Origin of the sequence: Microbacterium sp. H37-C3 (assembly GCF_027157935.1) — a bacterium.
Taxonomy (GTDB): Bacteria; Actinomycetota; Actinomycetes; order Actinomycetales; family Microbacteriaceae; genus Microbacterium; species Microbacterium plantarum.
In genome coordinates this window covers 39,024-57,985 of record NZ_JAPVLR010000007.1, presented here as the reverse complement: position 1 = coordinate 57,985, position 18,962 = coordinate 39,024, and the positions used below count along the sequence as shown (strand labels likewise).

The 18,962-nt window shown below is 70.4% G+C and carries 19 protein-coding genes and 1 tRNA gene; 9 read left to right on the top strand and 11 right to left on the bottom strand.

What is annotated here, in order from left to right; all coding sequences use genetic code 11:
- Positions 1 to 34: 34 nt before the first annotated feature.
- Together O1W71_RS15365 and O1W71_RS15360 are read left to right on the top strand one after the other, a co-directional pair.
- Entirely contained in the window at positions 35 to 1,315 is a 1,281-nt protein-coding gene (locus O1W71_RS15365; protein ID WP_269268713.1) for a DUF445 domain-containing protein, read from the top strand.
- A 4-nt stretch (positions 1,316 to 1,319) separates the two neighbouring features.
- Positions 1,320 to 1,793, top strand: coding sequence for a SixA phosphatase family protein (locus O1W71_RS15360; RefSeq protein WP_269268712.1), 474 nt, complete (start codon positions 1,320 to 1,322; stop codon positions 1,791 to 1,793).
- A gap of 21 nt (positions 1,794 to 1,814) precedes the next feature.
- On the opposite strand, the gene O1W71_RS15355 is transcribed toward O1W71_RS15360, so the two are convergent.
- Positions 1,815 to 2,291: a YbaK/EbsC family protein gene (locus tag O1W71_RS15355; RefSeq protein ID WP_269268711.1), complete on the bottom strand. Its 477-nt coding sequence runs from the start codon at positions 2,289 to 2,291 to the stop codon at positions 1,815 to 1,817.
- A 94-nt stretch (positions 2,292 to 2,385) separates the two neighbouring features.
- Here O1W71_RS15355 and O1W71_RS15350 point away from each other — a divergent pair, with 94 nt between their 5' ends.
- A complete protein-coding gene (locus O1W71_RS15350; protein WP_269268710.1) occupies positions 2,386 to 3,456 on the top strand; it encodes a Glu/Leu/Phe/Val dehydrogenase family protein in 1,071 nt (356 codons plus the stop codon).
- Positions 3,457 to 3,572: 116 nt separating this feature from the next.
- Here the strand turns inward: O1W71_RS15350 and mgtE are convergent, their stop codons facing one another.
- The 3 genes from mgtE to O1W71_RS15335 form a co-directional block, all read right to left on the bottom strand.
- On the bottom strand, positions 3,573 to 4,931 hold the full coding sequence (gene mgtE / locus O1W71_RS15345; RefSeq protein WP_269268709.1) for a magnesium transporter: 1,359 nt from the start codon (positions 4,929 to 4,931) through the stop codon (positions 3,573 to 3,575).
- Between the two features lie 411 nt (positions 4,932 to 5,342).
- Complete coding sequence (locus O1W71_RS15340) at positions 5,343 to 5,909, bottom strand: NADPH-dependent FMN reductase (protein WP_269268708.1); 567 nt, start codon at positions 5,907 to 5,909, stop codon at positions 5,343 to 5,345.
- 89 nt (positions 5,910 to 5,998) lie between these two features.
- Positions 5,999 to 6,071 (bottom strand) — tRNA-Ala (locus O1W71_RS15335).
- 57 nt (positions 6,072 to 6,128) lie between these two features.
- On the opposite strand from O1W71_RS15335, the gene O1W71_RS15330 reads away from it, so the two are divergent.
- Positions 6,129 to 7,328, top strand: coding sequence for an amidohydrolase family protein (locus tag O1W71_RS15330; protein ID WP_269268707.1), 1,200 nt, complete (start codon positions 6,129 to 6,131; stop codon positions 7,326 to 7,328).
- A 7-nt stretch (positions 7,329 to 7,335) separates the two neighbouring features.
- On the opposite strand, the gene O1W71_RS15325 is transcribed toward O1W71_RS15330, so the two are convergent.
- The 3 genes from O1W71_RS15325 to galU form a co-directional block, all read right to left on the bottom strand.
- A complete protein-coding gene (locus tag O1W71_RS15325) occupies positions 7,336 to 8,238 on the bottom strand; it encodes a large exoprotein (RefSeq protein ID WP_269268706.1) in 903 nt (300 codons plus the stop codon).
- A 72-nt stretch (positions 8,239 to 8,310) separates the two neighbouring features.
- A complete protein-coding gene (locus O1W71_RS15320; protein ID WP_269268705.1) occupies positions 8,311 to 8,952 on the bottom strand; it encodes a GNAT family N-acetyltransferase in 642 nt (213 codons plus the stop codon).
- 19 nt (positions 8,953 to 8,971) lie between these two features.
- On the bottom strand, positions 8,972 to 9,850 hold the full coding sequence (gene galU, locus O1W71_RS15315) for a UTP--glucose-1-phosphate uridylyltransferase GalU (RefSeq protein ID WP_112617022.1): 879 nt from the start codon (positions 9,848 to 9,850) through the stop codon (positions 8,972 to 8,974).
- A 66-nt stretch (positions 9,851 to 9,916) separates the two neighbouring features.
- On the opposite strand from galU, the gene O1W71_RS15310 reads away from it, so the two are divergent.
- From O1W71_RS15310 to mscL, 3 genes are read left to right on the top strand one after another with little or no spacing between them, the layout of a single operon-like run.
- Positions 9,917 to 10,513 (top strand): 5-formyltetrahydrofolate cyclo-ligase, encoded by a 597-nt coding sequence (locus O1W71_RS15310; protein WP_269268704.1) that lies wholly within the window; start codon positions 9,917 to 9,919, stop codon positions 10,511 to 10,513.
- 13 nt (positions 10,514 to 10,526) lie between these two features.
- Positions 10,527 to 10,805 carry an FmdB family zinc ribbon protein gene (locus O1W71_RS15305; RefSeq protein WP_112617024.1) on the top strand — a complete coding sequence of 93 codons (279 nt, stop codon included), beginning with the start codon at positions 10,527 to 10,529 and terminating at the stop codon, positions 10,803 to 10,805.
- A 29-nt stretch (positions 10,806 to 10,834) separates the two neighbouring features.
- Positions 10,835 to 11,317, top strand: a complete 483-nt coding sequence (mscL, locus tag O1W71_RS15300; RefSeq protein ID WP_269268703.1) for a large conductance mechanosensitive channel protein MscL — start codon at positions 10,835 to 10,837, stop codon at positions 11,315 to 11,317.
- 5 nt (positions 11,318 to 11,322) lie between these two features.
- Here mscL and O1W71_RS15295 read toward each other — a convergent pair whose 3' ends face one another.
- Together O1W71_RS15295 and O1W71_RS15290 are read right to left on the bottom strand one after the other, a co-directional pair.
- Entirely contained in the window at positions 11,323 to 11,517 is a 195-nt protein-coding gene (locus O1W71_RS15295) for a hypothetical protein (RefSeq protein WP_112617026.1), read from the bottom strand.
- On the bottom strand, positions 11,504 to 15,232 hold the full coding sequence (locus O1W71_RS15290) for an AAA family ATPase (protein ID WP_269268702.1): 3,729 nt from the start codon (positions 15,230 to 15,232) through the stop codon (positions 11,504 to 11,506). The genes O1W71_RS15295 and O1W71_RS15290 overlap by 14 nt, the downstream gene beginning before the upstream one ends.
- Positions 15,233 to 15,398: 166 nt before the next feature.
- Here O1W71_RS15290 and O1W71_RS15285 point away from each other — a divergent pair, with 166 nt between their 5' ends.
- A complete protein-coding gene (locus O1W71_RS15285; protein ID WP_269268701.1) occupies positions 15,399 to 15,920 on the top strand; it encodes a methylated-DNA--[protein]-cysteine S-methyltransferase in 522 nt (173 codons plus the stop codon).
- Positions 15,921 to 15,991: 71 nt separating this feature from the next.
- Here the strand turns inward: O1W71_RS15285 and O1W71_RS15280 are convergent, their stop codons facing one another.
- Both O1W71_RS15280 and O1W71_RS15275 read right to left on the bottom strand, forming a co-directional pair.
- Positions 15,992 to 17,608, bottom strand: a complete 1,617-nt coding sequence (locus O1W71_RS15280; protein ID WP_269268730.1) for a solute symporter family protein — start codon at positions 17,606 to 17,608, stop codon at positions 15,992 to 15,994.
- A 17-nt stretch (positions 17,609 to 17,625) separates the two neighbouring features.
- Positions 17,626 to 17,976, bottom strand: a complete 351-nt coding sequence (locus tag O1W71_RS15275; protein WP_112617029.1) for a DUF485 domain-containing protein — start codon at positions 17,974 to 17,976, stop codon at positions 17,626 to 17,628.
- 122 nt (positions 17,977 to 18,098) lie between these two features.
- Between O1W71_RS15275 and O1W71_RS15270 the strand changes: the two genes are divergently transcribed.
- Positions 18,099 to 18,956 carry a LuxR C-terminal-related transcriptional regulator gene (locus O1W71_RS15270; RefSeq protein ID WP_269268700.1) on the top strand — a complete coding sequence of 286 codons (858 nt, stop codon included), beginning with the start codon at positions 18,099 to 18,101 and terminating at the stop codon, positions 18,954 to 18,956.
- The last annotated feature ends 6 nt before the right edge of the window (positions 18,957 to 18,962 follow it).

Genomic DNA, 18,962 nt, shown 5'->3' with positions numbered 1-18,962 from the left:
CCCGCTCGGCGAAGCCCCGTGGGAGGATGACCGGATGGCACGCACGCCGACCTCCCTGCTCTCCCCCGCCGACCAGGCTCGACGCCAGGGCCTGCGGCGGATGAAGGCCGTCGCCCTCGGTGCACTGATCTTCATGGCGATCGTCTTCGCGATCTCGTTCCCCCTGCAGCAGACCGTCCCCGCGTTCGGCTATGTCCGCGCCGCCGCGGAGGGCGGCATGGTCGGAGCCCTCGCCGACTGGTTCGCAGTCACGGCACTGTTCCGGCATCCGCTCGGCCTGCCCATCCCGCACACGGCGATCATCCCGCGGCGCAAGGACGAGATCGGCCACACCCTCGGCGAGTTCGTCGAGACGAACTTCCTCGAAGCGGGCGTCATCCGCGGCAAGCTCGAGTCGATGGGCATCGCCGCCCGGCTCGGCGCGTGGCTGCGGCGCCCCGAGAACGCGGAGCGCGTCTCGGCCGAGGCATCGGCGGCGGCATCCGGCATCCTGACGGCGCTGAGCGACGACGAGGTGCAGGACCTGCTCGAAGACCTGGCGCGCGAGCACCTCCTGGCCCCCTCCTGGGGGCCCTCGATCGGGGGATGGCTCGAGCGCGTCGTCGGCGCCGGCGCCCACCACGGAGCCGTCGATCTCGCCATCGACAACATCGAGACCTGGCTCGTCGCCAACCGCTCGGTGTTCACCGGGCTCGTCTCCCGCCGCCTGCCGTCGTGGTTGCCGTCGGTGGCGACACGGCTCGTCGACGACACCGTCTACCGCGAGGCGCTGACGTTCGTCGCGGCCGTGCGAAACGACCCCGAGCACCCGGCACGAAAGGCCATCGACGGCTACCTCGCTCGTCTCGCCGGCGATCTGCAGGGCGAGACCGAGACGGCGGCGCGGCTCGAGGCCGCCAAGGCGGCGGTCTTCGACAGTCCTCGCGTTCGCGCCCTGGCCGCCGAGGCGTGGGGCACGGCGAAGGCCGGTCTCGTCCGCTCACTCGGCGACGCCGAGAGCCCGCTCCGCCGTCGCATCGCTGCCGCGCTCACCGAGGTCGGCGAACGCCTGTCGACCGAGACGGCACTGCAGCAGCGGATCGACGCCCGCGTCATCGACGCCGCCGCGACGCTCGTGGCCCGGCATCGGGCCGACATCGCCTCGGTGATCACCGAGACGGTCGAGCGCTGGGACGCTCAGGAGACGACCGAGAAGATCGAGCTCATGGTCGGCCGCGACCTGCAGTACATCCGACTCAACGGCACGATCGTGGGATCGCTCGCCGGACTCGTGATCTTCACGATCGCCCACGCGGTCTTCGGCGCGGGAGGATGATTCCATGACGACGCTCATCCTCGTGCGGCATGCCAAGAGCGACTGGGGCTCGCCCTCGCTCGACGACCACGACCGTCCGCTGAACGACCGCGGCATGCGCGACGCCCCCGCGATGGCTGAGCGGCTGGCGAGCACGGGCGTCGAGGTCGAGCGCATCCTCGCCTCGACCGCGCTTCGCGCTCGCACGACGGCGGCCGCCTTCGGGGCCGTGCTCGGGCTCGAACCCGAACTGCGCGACGAGCTCTACGGCGCCTCGGCGCGCGTGCTCCTCGACGCGGCGAGCGGCAGCGGTGCGCGGTCGGTGCTCGTGGTGGCGCATGACCCGGGGATGACCGTGCTCGCCGAGCGCTTGTCGAACGGCGGCATCGGTGAGATGCCGACGTGCGCGGTGGCAACCTTCACGTGGCGGACCGACGACTGGGATGTCGCGACCGCGACCGATCCCGACGAGTGGAGCTTCGACAGCCCGAAGGGCTGAACCCGCGCCGGCGGCTCCGGCTCAGTCGACGGCGACGACCGTTCCGCCGGTGAGGCGCACCAGCTCGTCGAAGGTCAGCGGGAAGACGGTGTGCGGGGTGCCGCCGGCCGCCCAGATCTCGTCGTACTGCGCGAGGTCTTCGTCGATGAGCGTCGCGAGAGGTGCCGGGTGTCCCGTCGGCGCGACCCCGCCGATCGCCTGTCCCGTCGCGGCGCGGACCTGCTCGACGCTCGCGCGCGTGATCGCGCTGCGCTCGGTGCGCTCGGCCAGTGCGGCCGTGTCGACGCGGTGCGCCCCGCTGGTCATGACCAGCAGCGGCTCGCCGTCGGACCAGAAGACGAGGCTGTTGGCGATTGCCCCCACCTCGACGCCGAGCGCCGCTGCGGCGAGGGCGGCCGTGGATGCGGCATCCGGCAGAACGACGATGTCGCCGAGGATGCCGGCAGCGCGCAGGGAGTCGTGGACGATTCGGCTTCGTGGAGGCAGATCGGTGGTCACGCTCACACTCTAGAAGGGGCACAATGGGCTGGATGCCGCAACGCCGCGGCACGGAGAGCATGAGCCCACAAGGCTCCGCCGAAAGAGGATCGCGATGACCCACGCCCTGCCCTTGCCCGATTTCACGCACGAGCGCGTGGAGGTGATCACGGGGCGGCGGAGCGGCCTCTTCATCGCCGCCGCGCTGCACTCCTCGGTGCTCGGCCCCGCCCTCGGCGGCGCCCGGGTGTGGACGTACCCGCACTGGAGCGACGCCCTCGGCGACGCCCTGCGCCTGTCGGCGGCGATGACGCTGAAGAACGCAGCCGCGGGTCTGGATGCCGGCGGCGGCAAGGCCGTGATCGGACTGCCTCCGGGAACCGTGCTCGACGCCGAGCGGCGCCGTGCCGCATTCCTCGACCTCGGTGACGCCGTCGAGTCGCTGGGCGGCCTGTACCGCACGGCCGAGGATGTCGGCTCGACCACCGACGACATGCTGACCGTCAGCGAGCGAACGGCACACGTCGTGGGGCTCCCCGACCGTGTGGGCGGCTCGGGCGAGCCCGCCGGCCCCACGAGCATCGGCGTGCACGCGTCGCTGCTCGCGACGCTCGAGCGCGCGACCGGTTCTCGCGAGGTCGCCGGACGCCGGGTCACGATCGCCGGGCTCGGGCAGGTGGGCAGCCGGCTTGCCGTGCAGCTCGCCGCCGAGGGCGCAGAGCTCACCGTGACCGATGTGAACCCGGCCAAGCGCGAGCTCGCGACGAGCCTGGGCGCCACCTGGATCGAGCCCGCCGAGGCCCACCTCGCCTCGGCCGACGTGTTCGTGCCCGCCGGCATCGGCGGCGTGCTGACCGACGAGGTGATCGATGCCCTCGATGCGCGGGCGGTGTGCGGACCGGCGAACAACCCGCTGGCGCACCGTTCCGGCGCCGACCGGCTGGCCGCCCGCGGCATCCTGTACGCCCCCGACTTCGTCGTGAACGCCGGCGGCGTCATCTACCTCGACCTCGCCGCCAAGCAGCGCGACCGCAGCGAGATCACGACGCGTGTCGAGGGCATCGGCGATGTCCTGCGGCGCATCTTCGACGAGGCCGACGCGCGCGGTGTCACCCCGCTCGCCGCCGCGGAGTCGCTCGCTGCCGAACGCCTCGCCGCCGGGGCAGCGCGCGACGCCCTGGTCTGACCGCGCAACCGGGATGCAGGGGATCGTGGCCGACACGCCGACGGAACGGCATCCGCACCGGCGCGCCGCGCCCGATCCCTTGCATCCCGGCACCGACCCACGGCGCAGGCAGGACCTCAGATCTGCAGGATGGCGCGGGCGATCAGGAAGTACAGGATAAGCCCGCTGGCGTCGACGAACGTCGTGATGAACGGGTTCGAGAACACCGCTGGGTCCACCCGGATCGCCCGGGCCAGCAGGGGCATGACTCCCCCGACCGTCGCGGCCATCGTGCACACCGCGATCAGGGTCGCCCCGATGACGAGACCGATGCGCGGCTCATAGACGAGGGCCGTGACCGCGAACCCGACGAGCCCCAGGATGCTGCCGAGGAAGAATCCCACGCGCACCTCGCGGCTCAGCACCCGCACGACGTCGCGAGGTCGCACGTCGCCCAGCGCGAGCGCACGCGTGACCGTCGTCGCCGCCTGATTGCCGGTGTTGCCGCCGGTGCCGATGAGCAGCGGGACGAACAGCGCGAGCACCGTGATCTGGGCGAGCGTCGCCTCGAACGCCGACAGCACCTGCACGGTCAGGGTCGCTCCGACAGCCAGCACCAGCAGCCAGACGACGCGTGACCGCACGATCTGCAGGATCGGCGTCGAGAGGTAGGGCCGGCGCAGCGGCTCGGCGCCGCCCTGGCGCGCGGCATCCTCGCTCTCCTCGTGCTCCAGGATGCGGGCGGCGTCGTCGACCGTCAGGATGCCGACGAGCCGCTCCTCACTGTCGACGATGGGCAGCGCGAGCAGGCCCCGCTCGGTGCAGCGACGCGCGGCGGTCTCGGCGTCGTCGTCCACGCTCGCGGTCTGCGCGCTCTGCATGATGTCGCGGACGCCGGCGTCGGGGTCGGCGGCGAGCAGGTCGCGCAGGCTGACGACCCCGGCGACGCGACGACCCGCGTCGACGACGGGGAGCGTGTACACCGTCTCGGCGTCGTGCAGACGCGCCCGCACCCGGTCGAGCGCGCCCGCGACCGTGCTGCCGATCGGAACCGACACGAACTCCGGGCTCATGCGGCGCCCGATCGAGCCGCGACGGTAGCCGAGCACGGCGGCGGTCATCTCGCGCTCGTGAGCGGGAAGCCCGCGCATCAGCCGGGATGCGAGCGATGCCGGCAGCTCGTCGACGAGCCAGGCGCGGTCGTCGGGGTCGAGGTCGCCGAAGATGTGCGCCACCTCGGCGTCGCGCAGGTCTCCGATGAGCTCCCCCTGCATGTTCGGCGAGAGCGCTTCGAAGACCTGCAGCGCGTGGTCCTTCGGCAGCAGCCGGTAGGCGACGGCGCGGCGACGACCGTCGAGTCGCTCGAGCACCTCGGCGAGACGCTCGGGCTCGACGTCGGCGAGTGCGGTCGCGGCCGACGGCAGATCACCGCGCGACAGGGGCGCGGCGATGCCGTCGACGACGATGGTCAGTTCGTTGATCTGCTCCGGAGTCATGGGAGCCCTCCTCATGTGGACGCGCGCGCATCCGCGGCATCGTCTCTACGACGACGGCACGGAGAACATCGCGAAGCCTGCTGGCGCGTCGCACCCGGCTCGTCCGCTCAGGAGTCGATTCGGTCGACGAGCGGGCCGGCAGCGGGCGCGGCGCTGATGATCTCGCGATGGCAACTATCACCGCTCATTGAGCACCTCACCTCACTTCCTTTTTCTCGCAGGTCGACGACGGGCAGATGAGGATCTGCCGTCGATCACGGGCCGGGCGGCGGCACATCGGATGCCGCGGGCCGAACCCCGCCGACCATCGTATGCCCTTCGACCTGGGAGGAACCGTCGTGCACCGCCGGTACAACGACGACAGGGCGCCTGACCGTGTGGTCGGGCGCCCTGTCGAGAGGGGTCTGCTGATCAGCTGGCGGCAGCGAGGTTCTTCGCGACGTGCGCGTGCACGGCCTTCAGCCAGGAGAGCAGGAACTCCGACGTCGACTCGTTCGTCACGGTGCCGTCGTCATCCATCAGTCCCTCGGTGAGCTGCAGGTAGCCCTCGGGCTGCGAGAGCTCGGGCGACGCGAGGAACGAGAGGATCGAGCGCAGGTGCTGCTGCGCGACAGCGGTTCCCACCGCGCCGATGGAGATGCCGATGACGGCGGACGGCTTGCCGGCGAAGCTGTTGTCGCCCCACGGACGGCTCGCGGTGTCGAGAGCGTTCTTCAGGACGCCGGGCACCGAGCGGTTGTACTCGGGGGTGACGATGATGACACCGTCGGCCTTCTCGACCGCAGCCTTGAACTCGGCAGCCTCGGCGGGGATCGACGCGTCGTTGTCAGCCGAGTAGAAGGGCAGCGGTGCGATCGGGATCTCGGTGAGCTCGAGCCCGGCCTGCGGGGCCAGCTTGGTGAGCGCCTTCGCCAGACGACGGTTGATCGAGGTCGACGAGATGCTGCCGACGATGACGCCGACGTTGTAGGTGGTCATGGACGAAGCCTCCCGGGGGATCGATTCATTTGCATACAGTGTACTCGTCGTAAAACGCGAAAGCCCCCGCGATGCGGGGGCTTTCTCGGTGGACCTGAGGGGATTCGAACCCCTGACCTCTTCATTGCGAACGAAGCGCGCTACCAACTGCGCCACAGGCCCGGAACTCCCCCACACTATCACGCTGTCAGGGTGCACCCGCGCGCGCACAATGGAGGGATGCACCACCCCGCGGCATCCGTCATTCGCAACGTCCGTGTCTCCAACGCCACCGCCGTCGACATCCGCATCGCCGACGGCCTGATCACTTCCGTCGAGCCGTCGACGCCGCAGGCGCCGTCCGCAGACGCGGGCGACACTGGCCTCGAGATCGACGGGCGCGGGATGCTCGCGCTGCCCGGCCTCGTGAACACCCACGCTCACGTCGACAAGTCGTGGTGGGGCCTGCCGTGGCAGCCCTACGGCGGCGAGGGCGGCACCGACGGCCGCATCCGACACGAACGCGCCCGCCGCGACGAGCTGGGGATCCCCAGCGTCACGACGACGGCACACGTTCTCGAACAGTTCGTCCGTCACGGCACGACCGCGATCCGCACGCACGTCGATGTCGACCTCGGTGTCGCCCAGCGCGGCATCGAAGCGGTACGCGAAGCGGTCGCGGCATACGACGGGGCCCTCCAGGTGCAGATCGTGGCCTTCCCCCAGGACGGCGTGCTGCGCCGCCCCGGCGTCATCGACCTGCTCGACGAGGCGGCCGCCGCGGGCGCGGAGTTCATCGGCGGGCTGGATCCCGCATCGATCGATCGCGACCCGGTCGGCCAGCTCGACGCGCTCTTCCGCGTCGCCGCCGACCGCGGCGTCGGAATCGACCTGCACCTGCACGACCCCGCCGAGCTCGGCGCGTTCCAGATCGAGCTGATCATCGAGCGGACCGAGCGGTTCGGCCTCGCGGGACGCGTCAACCTCGCGCACGGGTTCGCGCTCGCACAGGTCGGCGCGTCGCTCCGACGCGACCTGCTGCAGGCGATGGCCGCGCTCGACATCACGATGACGACAGTGGCGCCCCTTCGCCTTCCCCAGCTCCCGCTTCACGACCTGGATGCCGCGGGCGTGCGCTTCGGCTTCGGCACCGACGGCATCCGCGACCTGTGGAGCCCGTACGGCACCGGCGACCTGCTCGGCATCGCCTGGCAGTACGCCCGCGCCTCGAGCCTCGTCCGCGACGACGACCTGCGCCGTGTGGTCGACATCGCGACGGGCGGTTCGGCCCCCTTCGCGGGACTGCCGGTCGGCCGGATCGAGGCGGGCTCTCGCGCCGACATCATCCTCGTCGACGCAGAGAACCCGATGGACGCCCTCGTTCGGACGCCCGAGCGCGAGCTCGTCGTGGGGAACGGGCGCGTCCTGTTCCAGCGCTGAGCCGGGATCAGCCTGCTGCGCGCTGCGCGAGAAGTCGCCGGACGTGGTCCTCGATCTGCGCGTCGTCGACCTGACCCGTCGGCACGAACGCCGGGGTGGGTGCCTTGGCGGCGCGGCTGGCGGCAAGGGATGCCGGCGCGCGACGCGCGGCCTCTCGCTGGATCGCCTCACCGACGGCGGCCTGACGGAGAGCTTCGCGCGCGTCGACCTCGTCGAGCACGGCGGCGGCACGCGACCCGGCCGAGGCCGTAAGCGGGCGGGGCAGCTCGCGGGGAGTCCAGGTGGCACGCGCGTCGGCGAACTCGAACTCGGGCACCACGGCTGAGGCCGGCTGGACGGTAGCGGTGACAGACGGCGCGACGACGGCAGAGCGGGCGGCGCGTCGAGCAACCGCAGCCATACGGTTGAGCACGACGGTGGCCACGAGCAGGGTCGCGATGCCCGCGATCAGCAGCGCGGCCGATCCGGACGATGCCAGCATCCAGCCGCCGGCGCCGCTCGCGCCGACAGCCAGCAGAGCGACGATCGTCGTCGCCAGGCGGAAACGGCGACGGACACGCGCGCGGTGCTCGGGCGACGTCATGCGTGCGGAGCGCGCGACACGCACTTCGCGGCGCGCTTCGATGAGCCGGCGGCGCTCGCTCTCGAGTCGCAGCTGCTCCTTCTCGTGCTGCACCTGACGCGCGAGCTTCTGCTGCGCCAGCGCGGTACGCGTCGAGAGCTCGACCCGCACTTCCTCCGGCGCCTCAGCCGTCTCGGCGAGCACGCGCAGGGCCTGGTTCAGGCGGACGGCGTTGCGTTCGGCGGCGTCGTAGCGGTAACGACTGTGCCAGGACGGAAGCAGATAGACCATCCACAACGCGACCGCGACGAGGACGATCACGCCGCCGCCGAGAACCTGCCCACCCATGGGGACAACCGTACGTGGCATCCCGCGTGGTGACACCTCAGACACACGCGTGTCTGAAGTTCTTGTTCAACTTTAAGGTTCGAGTCCCGCCGCGCGACGGTCGGCACGGGGGATGGCCGCCGCATCAGGCGGCACCGCGCCCTCGAGCCAGCGCCCGAGGACGCCGCGCGGCACCTCCTCCGCGACGAGCGCGAAAGCGAAGTGATCGCGCCAGTCGCCGTCGATGTGGATGTAGCGACGGCGGAGCCCCTCGTAACGGAACCCGAGCTTCTCGACCACCCGCAGGCTCGCCCGGTTCTCCGGCCGGATGCAGATCTCCATCCGGTGCAGCCGCAGTTCCTCGAAGCAGAGGTCGGTCGCCAAGGCGACAGCGGTCGGCGTGATGCTCTTGCCGGCGAACCGCTCGCTCACCCAGTACCCGATCGTCGCCGACGACAGTGAGCCGCGCGCGATGCCCCAGACGTTCAGCTGTCCCGCGATCTGCCCGTCGTGCTCCATGACGAAGGGCACACCGGTGCCATCACGGTACTGCTGCAACAGACGCCGGATGCCGAGCCGCATGTCGAAAGACACCGGCCCGTCCGGGCTCGTCGCCTCCCACCGCTGCAACCAGGAACGGTTCGCGAGGAGTTCTGCCTGCAGAGTGCGGGCATCGCGCGGCCTGATCAGCCGAATGGCCACCGGTCCGTGGTGGCGGGGTGCGGTGGCATCCACGCGCGTTCCGGTTCTCGTGTCAGAGGTTTCCGACGAAGTCCTTCAGCCACGGGCGGAGCTCGGGTCCGAGGTCATCACGGTCAGAGGCGAGCTGCACGATGGCCTTGATGTAGTCCAGTCGGTCCCCGGTGTCATAACGGCGTCCGCGGAAGACGACACCCAGGACTCCCTCGGTCGTCGCGAGCTCCTGCAGCGCATCGGTCAGCTGGATCTCGCCACCCTTGCCCGGCTCGGTGCGCTCGAGGATCTCGTACACGTTCGGCTTGAGGACGTAACGCCCGATGATCGCGTAATTGGAGGGGGCGTCCTCCTTCTTCGGCTTCTCGACGAGGCCGGTGACCTTCACGACATCCGGATCGTCGGTCGGCTCGACGGCCGCGGCGCCGTAGAGGTGGATCTGGTCGGGGTCGACCTCCATGAGGGCGACGACCGTGAGACCCGAGCGCTCCTGCTCCGCGAGCATCTTCGGCAGCAGCGGGTCGCGCTCGTCGATGAGGTCATCGCCGAGCATGACGGCGAAGTTCGAGTCACCGACGTGCGCCCGCGAGCGCAGCACGGCGTGCCCCAGGCCCTTCGGCTCGCCCTGACGGACGAAGTGGATGTCGGCGAGGTCGGACGACTCCTGCACCTTGCGGAGCTTGACGTCGTCGCCCTTGCGGGTGAGGTTGTGCTCGAGCTCGGGAACGGAGTCGAAGTGGTTCGACAGGTTGTTCTTGTTGCGGCCGATGATGATCAGGACGTCGTCGATGCCGGCCTGCGTCGCCTCTTCGACGACGTACTGGATCGCCGGCTTGTCGACGACGGGCAGCATCTCCTTCGGCATCGCCTTCGTGGCGGGAAGGAAGCGGGTGCCGAGGCCTGCGGCGGGGATGACCGCCTTGATGCGCTGCTGAGACATGGGTCCACCATATCGATCAGGTGGCGCAGGCGAGTGGTTTGACGCCCACCCTTTACAATCGGGGGCATGTCCGACGCGATCGACAACGCCAAGCGCGCTCTGCGGGCGGACCTCCGCGAACGCCGGTACGGGATGTCGGATGCCGCTCGCGAAGCTGCGGCAGACGGCATCCGCACACAGCTCCGCGAACTCGTCGCCAGCACCGGTGCCCGCTCCATCTCGTGCTACCTCTCGGCGCCCACCGAGCCCGGCACGCGCGCGTTCATCGACGAAGCCGTCGCCGCGGGCGTCCGGGTACTCCTGCCCATCAGCCGCAACGACGGTCTACTCGACTGGGTCGTCGCCGAGCCGGGCGCCGCGGTTTCGGACGGACTGTTCGGCATTCCCGAGCCGATCGGTGAGGTGCTCAGTCCGATCTCCGTCGGGGAGGTCGACCTGCTGGTGATCCCCGCCGCCGCGGTCGACTCCGCCGGCATGCGTCTCGGCTGGGGCCGAGGCTACTTCGACAAGACCCTCGGTTCGATGGAGAACCGCCCGCCGGTGTACGCCGTGCTCTTCGACTCCGAACTCGTCGACGAGGTGCCGCGCGATCTGCATGATCAGCCGGTCACCGGCGTCGTCACTCCCACCCGAACCGTCGTCCTCGCCCCCGAGGCGCACTGAAGACCGAGGAACCATGCCCACCTACGCCTACGCCTGCAAGTCGTGCGGGCACCGCTTCGATGCGGTCCAGTCCTTCGCCGACCCCGCTCTCACCGTCTGCCCCGAGTGCTCGGGCGAGCTCCGCAAGCAGTACGGGTCGATCGGCGTGACGTTCAACGGCGGTGGCTTCTACCGCACCGACTCCCGCGCAAGCGGCTCGGGGGCGGGCACGTCAACCGGTGGCGGCGACTCCTCGTCTTCGGCATCATCGAAGTCGGAGGCGAAGTCCTCCCCCGCCGCGGCGGGTTCATGACACCCGGCGCGTCCGGAGAGAGGAGAGCCATGATCAAGGGCTTCCGCGACTTCATCATGCGCGGCAACGTCATCGACCTGGCGGTCGCCGTGGTCATCGGCGGTGCGTTCACCGCCATCGTCAATGCGATCGTATCGAGCATCATCAACCCACTCGTCGAGCTGTTCTACCAGCCCAACGAAGAGGGCATCGCCGGCCCGACGCTCACCGGCATCTACGGTCAGCCGGTCCCGTTCCCCCTGGGCGGGCTCATCAGCGCGATCATCAGCTTCTTCGCCGTCGCTCTCGTCGTGTACCTCGTGTTCGTCGTTCCGATGAACAAGTGGAAGGAGCGTCAGGCCGCCAAGGCCGGCGTCGTCGAAGAGGCGGCGAAGCTCCCGACCGAGCAGGAGCTCCTCATCCAGATCCGCGATCTGCTGGAGAAGAACAACGCTTCGAGCGCCGCAGCCGCGACCACCGACGCCCCGCTGCGCCGTTCGCAGAACACTCCCCCGGCGGCGCCGTCCGCCTGACCGGATCAGTAGTGCGGCGGAACCTCGTTCCGCATCCGCGCATCATTCGGACCGGATGCCCCGGCCGCGCCCTCGGCGCCGGCCGGGGCATCCGTCGTCTCATCGGCCGATGTCGGCTCGGCCGTCGTACCCGGAGCGGCGGTCAGTCGAGCTCGGCGGCTGCCGACCCGCTCGACCCGCTGTCGGTCACTCGATGACATCGAGCGGCTCGGTGCTCGCGTCCGCGGTCGGCGCCTCGGGCTCGACGCCCAGGATCGCAGCGACGCGCGCGGCCACACCGGCAGGGTCGCTGTAAAGGTCGAACGAGTGCACGCGGATGTAGTGCCATCCCAGCCGCCGCAGAATCTGGGGCCGCAGCCGCAGCGACTCCCGGAGCGATTGTCCGATCGTCTCAGGGTCACCCTCGACGACGACGGCCTTGCCGTCACGCTGGGCGACCAGCGGCAGCAGCCCGCGATACGCGACATCGACCGCGACGCCCAGACGGCGGAGGTTCTGCGCGAGGGCCAGAGTCAGCGGGTCGGCGAGGTCTTCGAGACGGGCCTCGCGAGCGCGTGCCGCGATTCCCCCGAGGATCGACATGAGCATGGCAGCGCCGTTCTCGAGTCGTCCGTCGTCGAACGCCGACGGCCGGATCGACGACACGATCACCATGGAACGGCGGGCGCGCGTCATGCCGACGGTCAGCAGCCGCTCACCATCCGGCCCCGACAGCACACCGAAGTCGCTCAGCACGCGCCCGTGGCGCGTCAGACCGTAACCGAGCGAGAACACGACGCGGTCTCGGCTCTCGGCGACCGACTCCTCGAGCCCGAGCACGGCGAACGGCTCAGCCGTCTCGCGGCCGACGAACTCGGCGACATCCGATCGTCCGGCGAAAGCAGCCTCGACGGCGGCCCGGATGCGGAGGGCGTGTTTGGTCGACGCCGTGACGACCATCAGCGACTCGTTCGGCCGGTTGACGGCGTGCTCGACGACGAGCGTCACGACACGGGCGACCTCGGCATCGGGGCTCTCGACCGCTCCCGAGTCGGGGTCCGGTGCACCGACACCGCCCTCGACGTAGTCGACGCTGAGGCTGCCGCGTCCGAGATACGAGCCGGCCCAGGGGAACGAGACGATCTCGCCCCCGTAGAAGGCCTCGTTGACGAGTTCGGCGAGGTCTTCGCCGCCCGCGCGATAGCTGCGGGTCAAGGTCTCGACCGGAACGATCTCGGCGAGGCGCTCGAAGACACTCCGCTCGTCGGGGTCTGCGATCGGCTCGTCCGACGGATCGCGGTCGGCGGCAATCTCGAACGGCGTGGGGCGCTGCGTGACGGGGTCACCGAACGCGACGATCTGCCGCCCGCGGCGAAGGGCCGAGGCCGATTCGGCGACGCTCAGGGCGCCGGCATCCGCCAGGATCACGACGTCGAACGCGGGCCGGGCTGGCAGGGAGGCCACCTCGTAGGGCGACGCGATCCAGACGGGCGCGAGCGTGCGCAGGAGCTTCGGTGCGACGGCGAGCAGTTCGGCAGCCGACGCTGTGCCCTCGCGCAGCGCGGCCTTGAGCGCCGCGGTCTCGTCAGCCTCGTCGACGATCGCGATCTTCCATCGCGTCGCGAGCTCGGCCGCCAGCTGCTGCCCCGCCGAGGCGGCGTGCGCCTCGTCGACGAGGCGGAAGTCGCGTTCGAGACGATCGACGACGCTGGTGTTGGCTCCGAGCAGTGCACGGTCGCTGCGAAGCATCGCCTCGAGGGCGGACTGCCACCAGGCGAACTCGAACTCCGCCGCGACGCGCTCCTCGGGCACATGGCGCACCGAAAGCTCGGTGAGCAGGCCCTCGAGGCCGAGGGAAGCGAGTTCACCGCGCAGCGTCGCTCGTTCGACGAGGTTGTCGAACACGTCGGACTCCGCGGCGAGCCCGGCGAGGATGCGCACGAGCTCGGGGATCGGCGTCGCGAGCAGATCGTGCCCTGGGCCGAGCACGCGCGAGAGCTCGGCGAGGTCGGCGTCGACGCGCTGCCACGAGGTCGCGACCGCGTCGAGACCCGCGGGGATCTCGGGGACGACGCCCACTTCGGCCAGACGCTGCCACTGCTCGCGCTGCTTCTGCACGCGCACGAGGGCGTCGTGCATGTCGGTGACGTGCATGCCCGGCCGGACGTACTCCTTCGAGAGCCGTCGCAGGCGACGCCGTGTCGCACCGTTCATCTCGGGAGTGTCGCGGCGGGTGGAGTGCGCCTCGATCAGATCGCCCAGCGGACGCTCGAAGACGGTCAGGCTGAAGCGGTCGAGCGACGCGCGGATCCCCTGGAGAAGGCGGATGTACGCACCGAGCTCGGCGAGCGTCGTGAACGGCCGCATCCGGGTCTGCCCGATGAGCTCGTATGCGCGCTCGAGGATTTCGGGGATCTCGGTGCGGTGCAGGCGGCCTGCCAGAGCGTGTGCCGCGCGTGCCTGCTCGGTCGTCTCGAACGCGACGCCGTACCACGGCGAGTCATCGGGCCCGAAACGGAACTCGCCCAGCCGAGCGGCGGTCGCGAGCGATGCGGCCGCTTCGGCGCGACGCGTCGAGAGGCGCTGGAGGGTCGCGGCATCGAAGCGCGTGGCTGCCGACGGCTGCGGCGACTCGGCCGCGATCGTCGTCAGCTTCTGCAGCACTTCGAGCGGCGAGACGCCGAGCATGGGATGCCGCTGGGTCAGCGAGACGCGATAGTCGCGCAGAACCGTGCGCAGCCGAACGAGGGCGTCGTCGATCTCGCCCATCTTCGGGTGCTGCGCCTTCTCGTTGCGGGCGATCGCGCGAATGAGGTCGCGGTGGACGCCCCGGGGCGAGACGGCCAGCCCGGGCAGCCCGATGCCGGCGAGGCGGTGACGGACTCCCTCCAGAGTGGAGCGGCGAGCGCTGACGACGAGGACGCGCTTGCCGCGGCGGACCAGCTCGCCGACGGCGTTGATGATCGTCTGCGTGCCCCCTGTGCCCGGCAGCGTGTGGACGACGAGCGACTGCCCGGCGACGATCCGGTCGAGGACGCCTTCCTGCTCGGCGTCGGCGTCGAGCAGCAGTCGGTCGGATGCCGGCGGGCGGTCGTCCGAGGGAACGGCGTCGGGAACGGGGTAACGAGTAGCCACGAGCGCGCGGTCGTCCTCGTGGCCGGCGAGAGCGTTGAGCACGGGGACGTCGAGGTCTGCCGCATCGCGCTCGGCGCGAGCGGCGACATCCGCGAACGTCGAGACGATCAGCCGTGGCTGAACCGTGAAGGTGTCGACATGGGCGGTCAGGGCGCGCAGATGGTCGATGACGGGCTGCGGCTTGAAGACGCCGCCGTCGTACGCGAGCGCGGCGAGCCCGCGCCGGTCGAGGTCGATTCCGAAGTGCGCACGCGCGATCTCGACGAGCTCGGGATTGACGGAGAACGAGCCGTGAAGTTTGAGATCGAAGTCGCCGTGATGGCGGCGGATGGCGAGCGGGCGGAGAAGGACCGGGGCGTTGTAGGTGAGACCTCCGGCCCGCCACGAGGCGAATCCGACGCCGAGGTGGACGGTGTCGAGGCCGCGCGTGGTGCGGAGTTCGACGTCCTTCGCGGTGATGCGCCCGGCGGCGAGGCGGGCCGTGCGCAGCGCCACCTCGTCGCGGAAGAGGTTCGACAGGAGCGTCGAACGGCCGGTGATGAACTGCGGGAGGCTGCCCGGATGCGCCTTGGTGATGTCGATGCCGACATCGTCGGAAGCGATGTAGTGGAGCAGCGTCGAACGGCCGCCGAGGCGGGCGGCCTGCACACGGATGCGTTCGCGCTCCGGGTCGGCCACGTGGGCGACGGTGACGTCGTCTTCGGCGACATCGAGTTGCGCCGGGGTCACCGAATCGACCCGAACCTCGTCGGCTGCGTCCGTACGGACGGCTCCTCGATCTCCTCGCCACACAGCACACACCCTAAGCGGCGCGCCTGCATCCGACCCTCAGGCGCCGCCGAGTTTCGCGCTATTTCCGACACGCCGGATGATCGGCGGTTCCTCCCCCGGCGCCCGTCGCCACCCTTCATCCCCGCATCGACTCCGGGCGTCCGGGGGCGGCGAGCCGGCCCGAGATGATGGAGCAATGACCGACGCAGCATTCGCGGTGCACCCCACGCCGATCGGCGAAGCCCTCCTCGTCGTGACCGAAACCGGCCTGGCCCACCTCGACATCCTCGACCACCCTGCCGACGTCGCCCTCGTCGACCTCGCCCTGAGCCTCGGCGCGCTCCCGGTCCACGACCCCGGCGCGGTTGCCGACGTGGCCGCCGAACTCGACGAGTACTTCGCGGGCCGGCTGCGGCACTTCCGGACGCCGATCGACTGGCTCCTGGCCCCGCCGGGATTCGCCGGCGCCGCACTGCGCGCGGTGTGCCGAGTTCCCTACGGCGAGGTGGCGACCTACGGCGAGATCGCGATCGCCGCCGGCTCACCGCGAGCGCACCGCGCCGTCGGGTCTGCGTGCGCGCGGACGCCGATCTCGATCGTCGTGCCCGCACACCGTGTCGTCCGCAGCGACGGATCGATCGGAGAGTATGGCGGCCATCCCGAGCGCAAGCGATTTCTGCTCGACCTCGAGAGCAGAGGCGACTCCGGCCGCGTGTAGGCCGCGCCGAAACGACGGCGGCCCCGGGCAGCGCGCCCGGGGCCGCCGTTCGGTCGGCGAGGTGTCGCGGCCTAGTGGTCGACGGCCTTCTCCGCCCCATGACCGGTCAGAGAACGCACCTCCATCTCGGCCGCCTTCACCGGGTCCTCCCGCCGACGCTCGGTGACCGAACCCAGCCAGCCGAGGAAGAAGCCCAACGGGATCGACACGATGCCCGGATTGTTCAGCGGCCAGATGGCCGTGCCGACGTTCTTGAACACGCTGGTCTCGGTGCCCCAGAACACGGGCGACAGGACGATGAGGATGATGGCTGCCGCGAGCCCGCCGTACATGCTCCACACCGCGCCACGCGTCGTGAACTTGCGCCAGAAGAGCGAGTAGATGATCGTCGGCAGGTTCGCCGACGCCGCGACGGCGAAGGCGAGGGCCACCAGGAACGCGACGTTCTGTCCCTGCACGCCGATGCCGCCGACGATCGCGAGGATGCCGATCACGATGACCGTGCGGCGCGCGACCTTGACCTCGCCGTCGGGCGGCACGTTCCCCTTCTTCACGACGTTCGCGTAGATGTCGTGTGCGAACGACGCCGCCGCCGTGATCGTGAGCCCCGCCACGACGGCGAGGATCGTCGCGAAGGCCACCGCCGAGATGAAGCCGAGCAGCAGGGGGCCGCCCAGCTCGAGCGCGAGCAGCGGAGCAGCGGAGTTGACCCCGCCGGGCGCCGAGGCGATGCGCTCCGGACCCACGAGCGCGCCCGCACCGTACCCGAGCACGAGGGTGAGGAGGTAGAAGAGGCCGATGAGCCAGATCGCCCACACCACCGAGCGACGGGCCTCTTTCGCGGTGGGCACCGTGTAGAAGCGCATGAGGACGTGCGGCAGACCCGCCGTTCCGAGCACCAGTGCCACCGCGAGCGAGATGAAGTCCCACGGGTTGGCGCCGTACTGCAGGCCCGGTCCGAGGATCGCCTCGCCCTTCGGAGAGGCGGCGACCGCACTCTCGAGCAGAGTGTTGAGGTTGAACCCGTTGATCGCCAGCACCCAGATCGTCATGACGAGCGCGCCGCCGATGAGCAGGAACGCCTTGACGATCTGCACCCACGTCGTGCCCTTCATGCCGCCGATCAGCACGTAGACGATCATCAGCACGCCGACGACGGCGACCACGATCGACTGGCCGACCTGCTCGGTGATGCCCAGCAGCAGTGAGACCAGACCGCCCGCTCCCGCCATCTGCGCGAGCAGGTAGAAGAAGCACACCGCGAGCGTGGTGATGGCGGCCGCCATCCGCACCGGCGTCTGCTTCAGCCGGAACGACAGCACGTCGGCCATCGTGAACTTGCCGGTGTTGCGCATGAGCTCGGCGACGAGCAGCAGCGCGACGAGCCAGGCCACGAGGAATCCGATCGAGTACAGGAACCCGTCGTATCCGTTGATCGCGATCGCGCCGCAGATGCCGAGGAAGGATGCCGCCGACAGATAGTCGCCCGCGATCGCGAAGCCGTTCTGCGGCCCGGTGAACGAGCGGCCCGCGGCGTAGTAGTCGGCCGCGGTCTTGTTGTTGCGGCTGGCACGGATGACGATGAACAGCGTCACCGCGACGAATGCGCCGAAGATCGAGATGTTCAGCACCGGGTTGTTGTCGACGGTCTCTCCCGCCGCGACGACGGCCGCCCCCAGGCCGTTCACCGCTTCCCAGAATCCGTTCACGATCCGGCCTCCTGTCGCTCGAGATCGTTCCGGATCGCCGACGAGATCGGGTCGAGCTTGTGGTTGGCGTACCAGACGTAGCCCATGGTGATCGCGAAGGTCGTGACGAACTGGCCGAGCCCGAACAGCAGGCCGACGGTGATGTCGCCCCAGACGCGCTGCGCCATGAAGTCGGTCGCGAACGACGACAGCAGCACATAGACGAAGTACCAGACGAGGAACACGATCGTGAGCGGCCACACGAAGCTGCGGTGCTTGCGCTTCAGCTCGCGGAACGGCGCCGACTCCTCGACGGCGACATAGTCCACTCCGCCGGGAGGCGGCGAGTGGGTGGGCGATGCGGTCATGTGGCCTCCTTGCCTCATGGTGAGCAGCTCTCCAGCGGCCGTCGTCGTCGAGCGACCGCGATGGTAGGGTCGACGCTACGAAAGGCGGCAACGAGGCCGTCACCCCCGGAAGTAGGTAGTGCGTGACAGCACTGGCGGCACCCGAGAACGACGCGCAGCTGGTCTCCCGCGCGGTCGACGACCTCGCGCGCAGCACACGCTTTCCCGTCGTCTTCGGCGGCCTCGAGAGCCAGGGCTCGGTTCACGTCACCGCGATCGCCGGAGCGCGGTCGCATTCCATCGACGATCTGGTGGTGCGCGTCGGCCGCGGGCTGGGCGGCGCCGCGATGGTCGAACGGCGTCCGCGGCTCGCTCTCGACTACCGCACCGCGCGCACCATCACGCACGACTACGACCGGGCCATTCTCGGCGAGGGCATCGCCACCCTCTTCGCCGTACCGATCGTCACCGAGGGCCGGGCGCGCGGGGTGCTGTACTGCGGCTCCTGGTCGCAGGCTCCGGTGGGTGACCTCGTGGCGCGTCCGGCGTTCCGAGCGGCTGACGCGATCAGCACCGAGCTGCGCATCCGCGACGAGGTGCAGCGCCGGCTGGCGCTGGCGCCGGCACCCGAGTCCGCGGCCGGCCTCTCCCCCGCCGCGCGAGAGGATCTGCGCGAGAGCTTCGCCGAGCTGCGCAGCATTGCCGCGACGATCGACGACGCCGACCTGCGGGCGCGGCTGGCGGCGATCGAGCGCCGCCTCACCACCGTCGCGGGCGACGGCGCGGCGTCGGCGAAGGATGCCGAGGTGCAGCTCTCTCCGCGGGAGCTCGACGTTCTCGCCTGCTGCGCCCTCGGCTCGACGAACGCCGAGATCGGGGGGGCTCTGAGCCTCAAAGAGGGAACCGTGAAGTCGTACCTCCAGGCGGCGATGGCCAAGCTCGACGCGTCGACCCGTCATGCGGCCGTCGCGCGCGCGCGGCGTCTCGGCCTGCTGCCCTGACCGCGG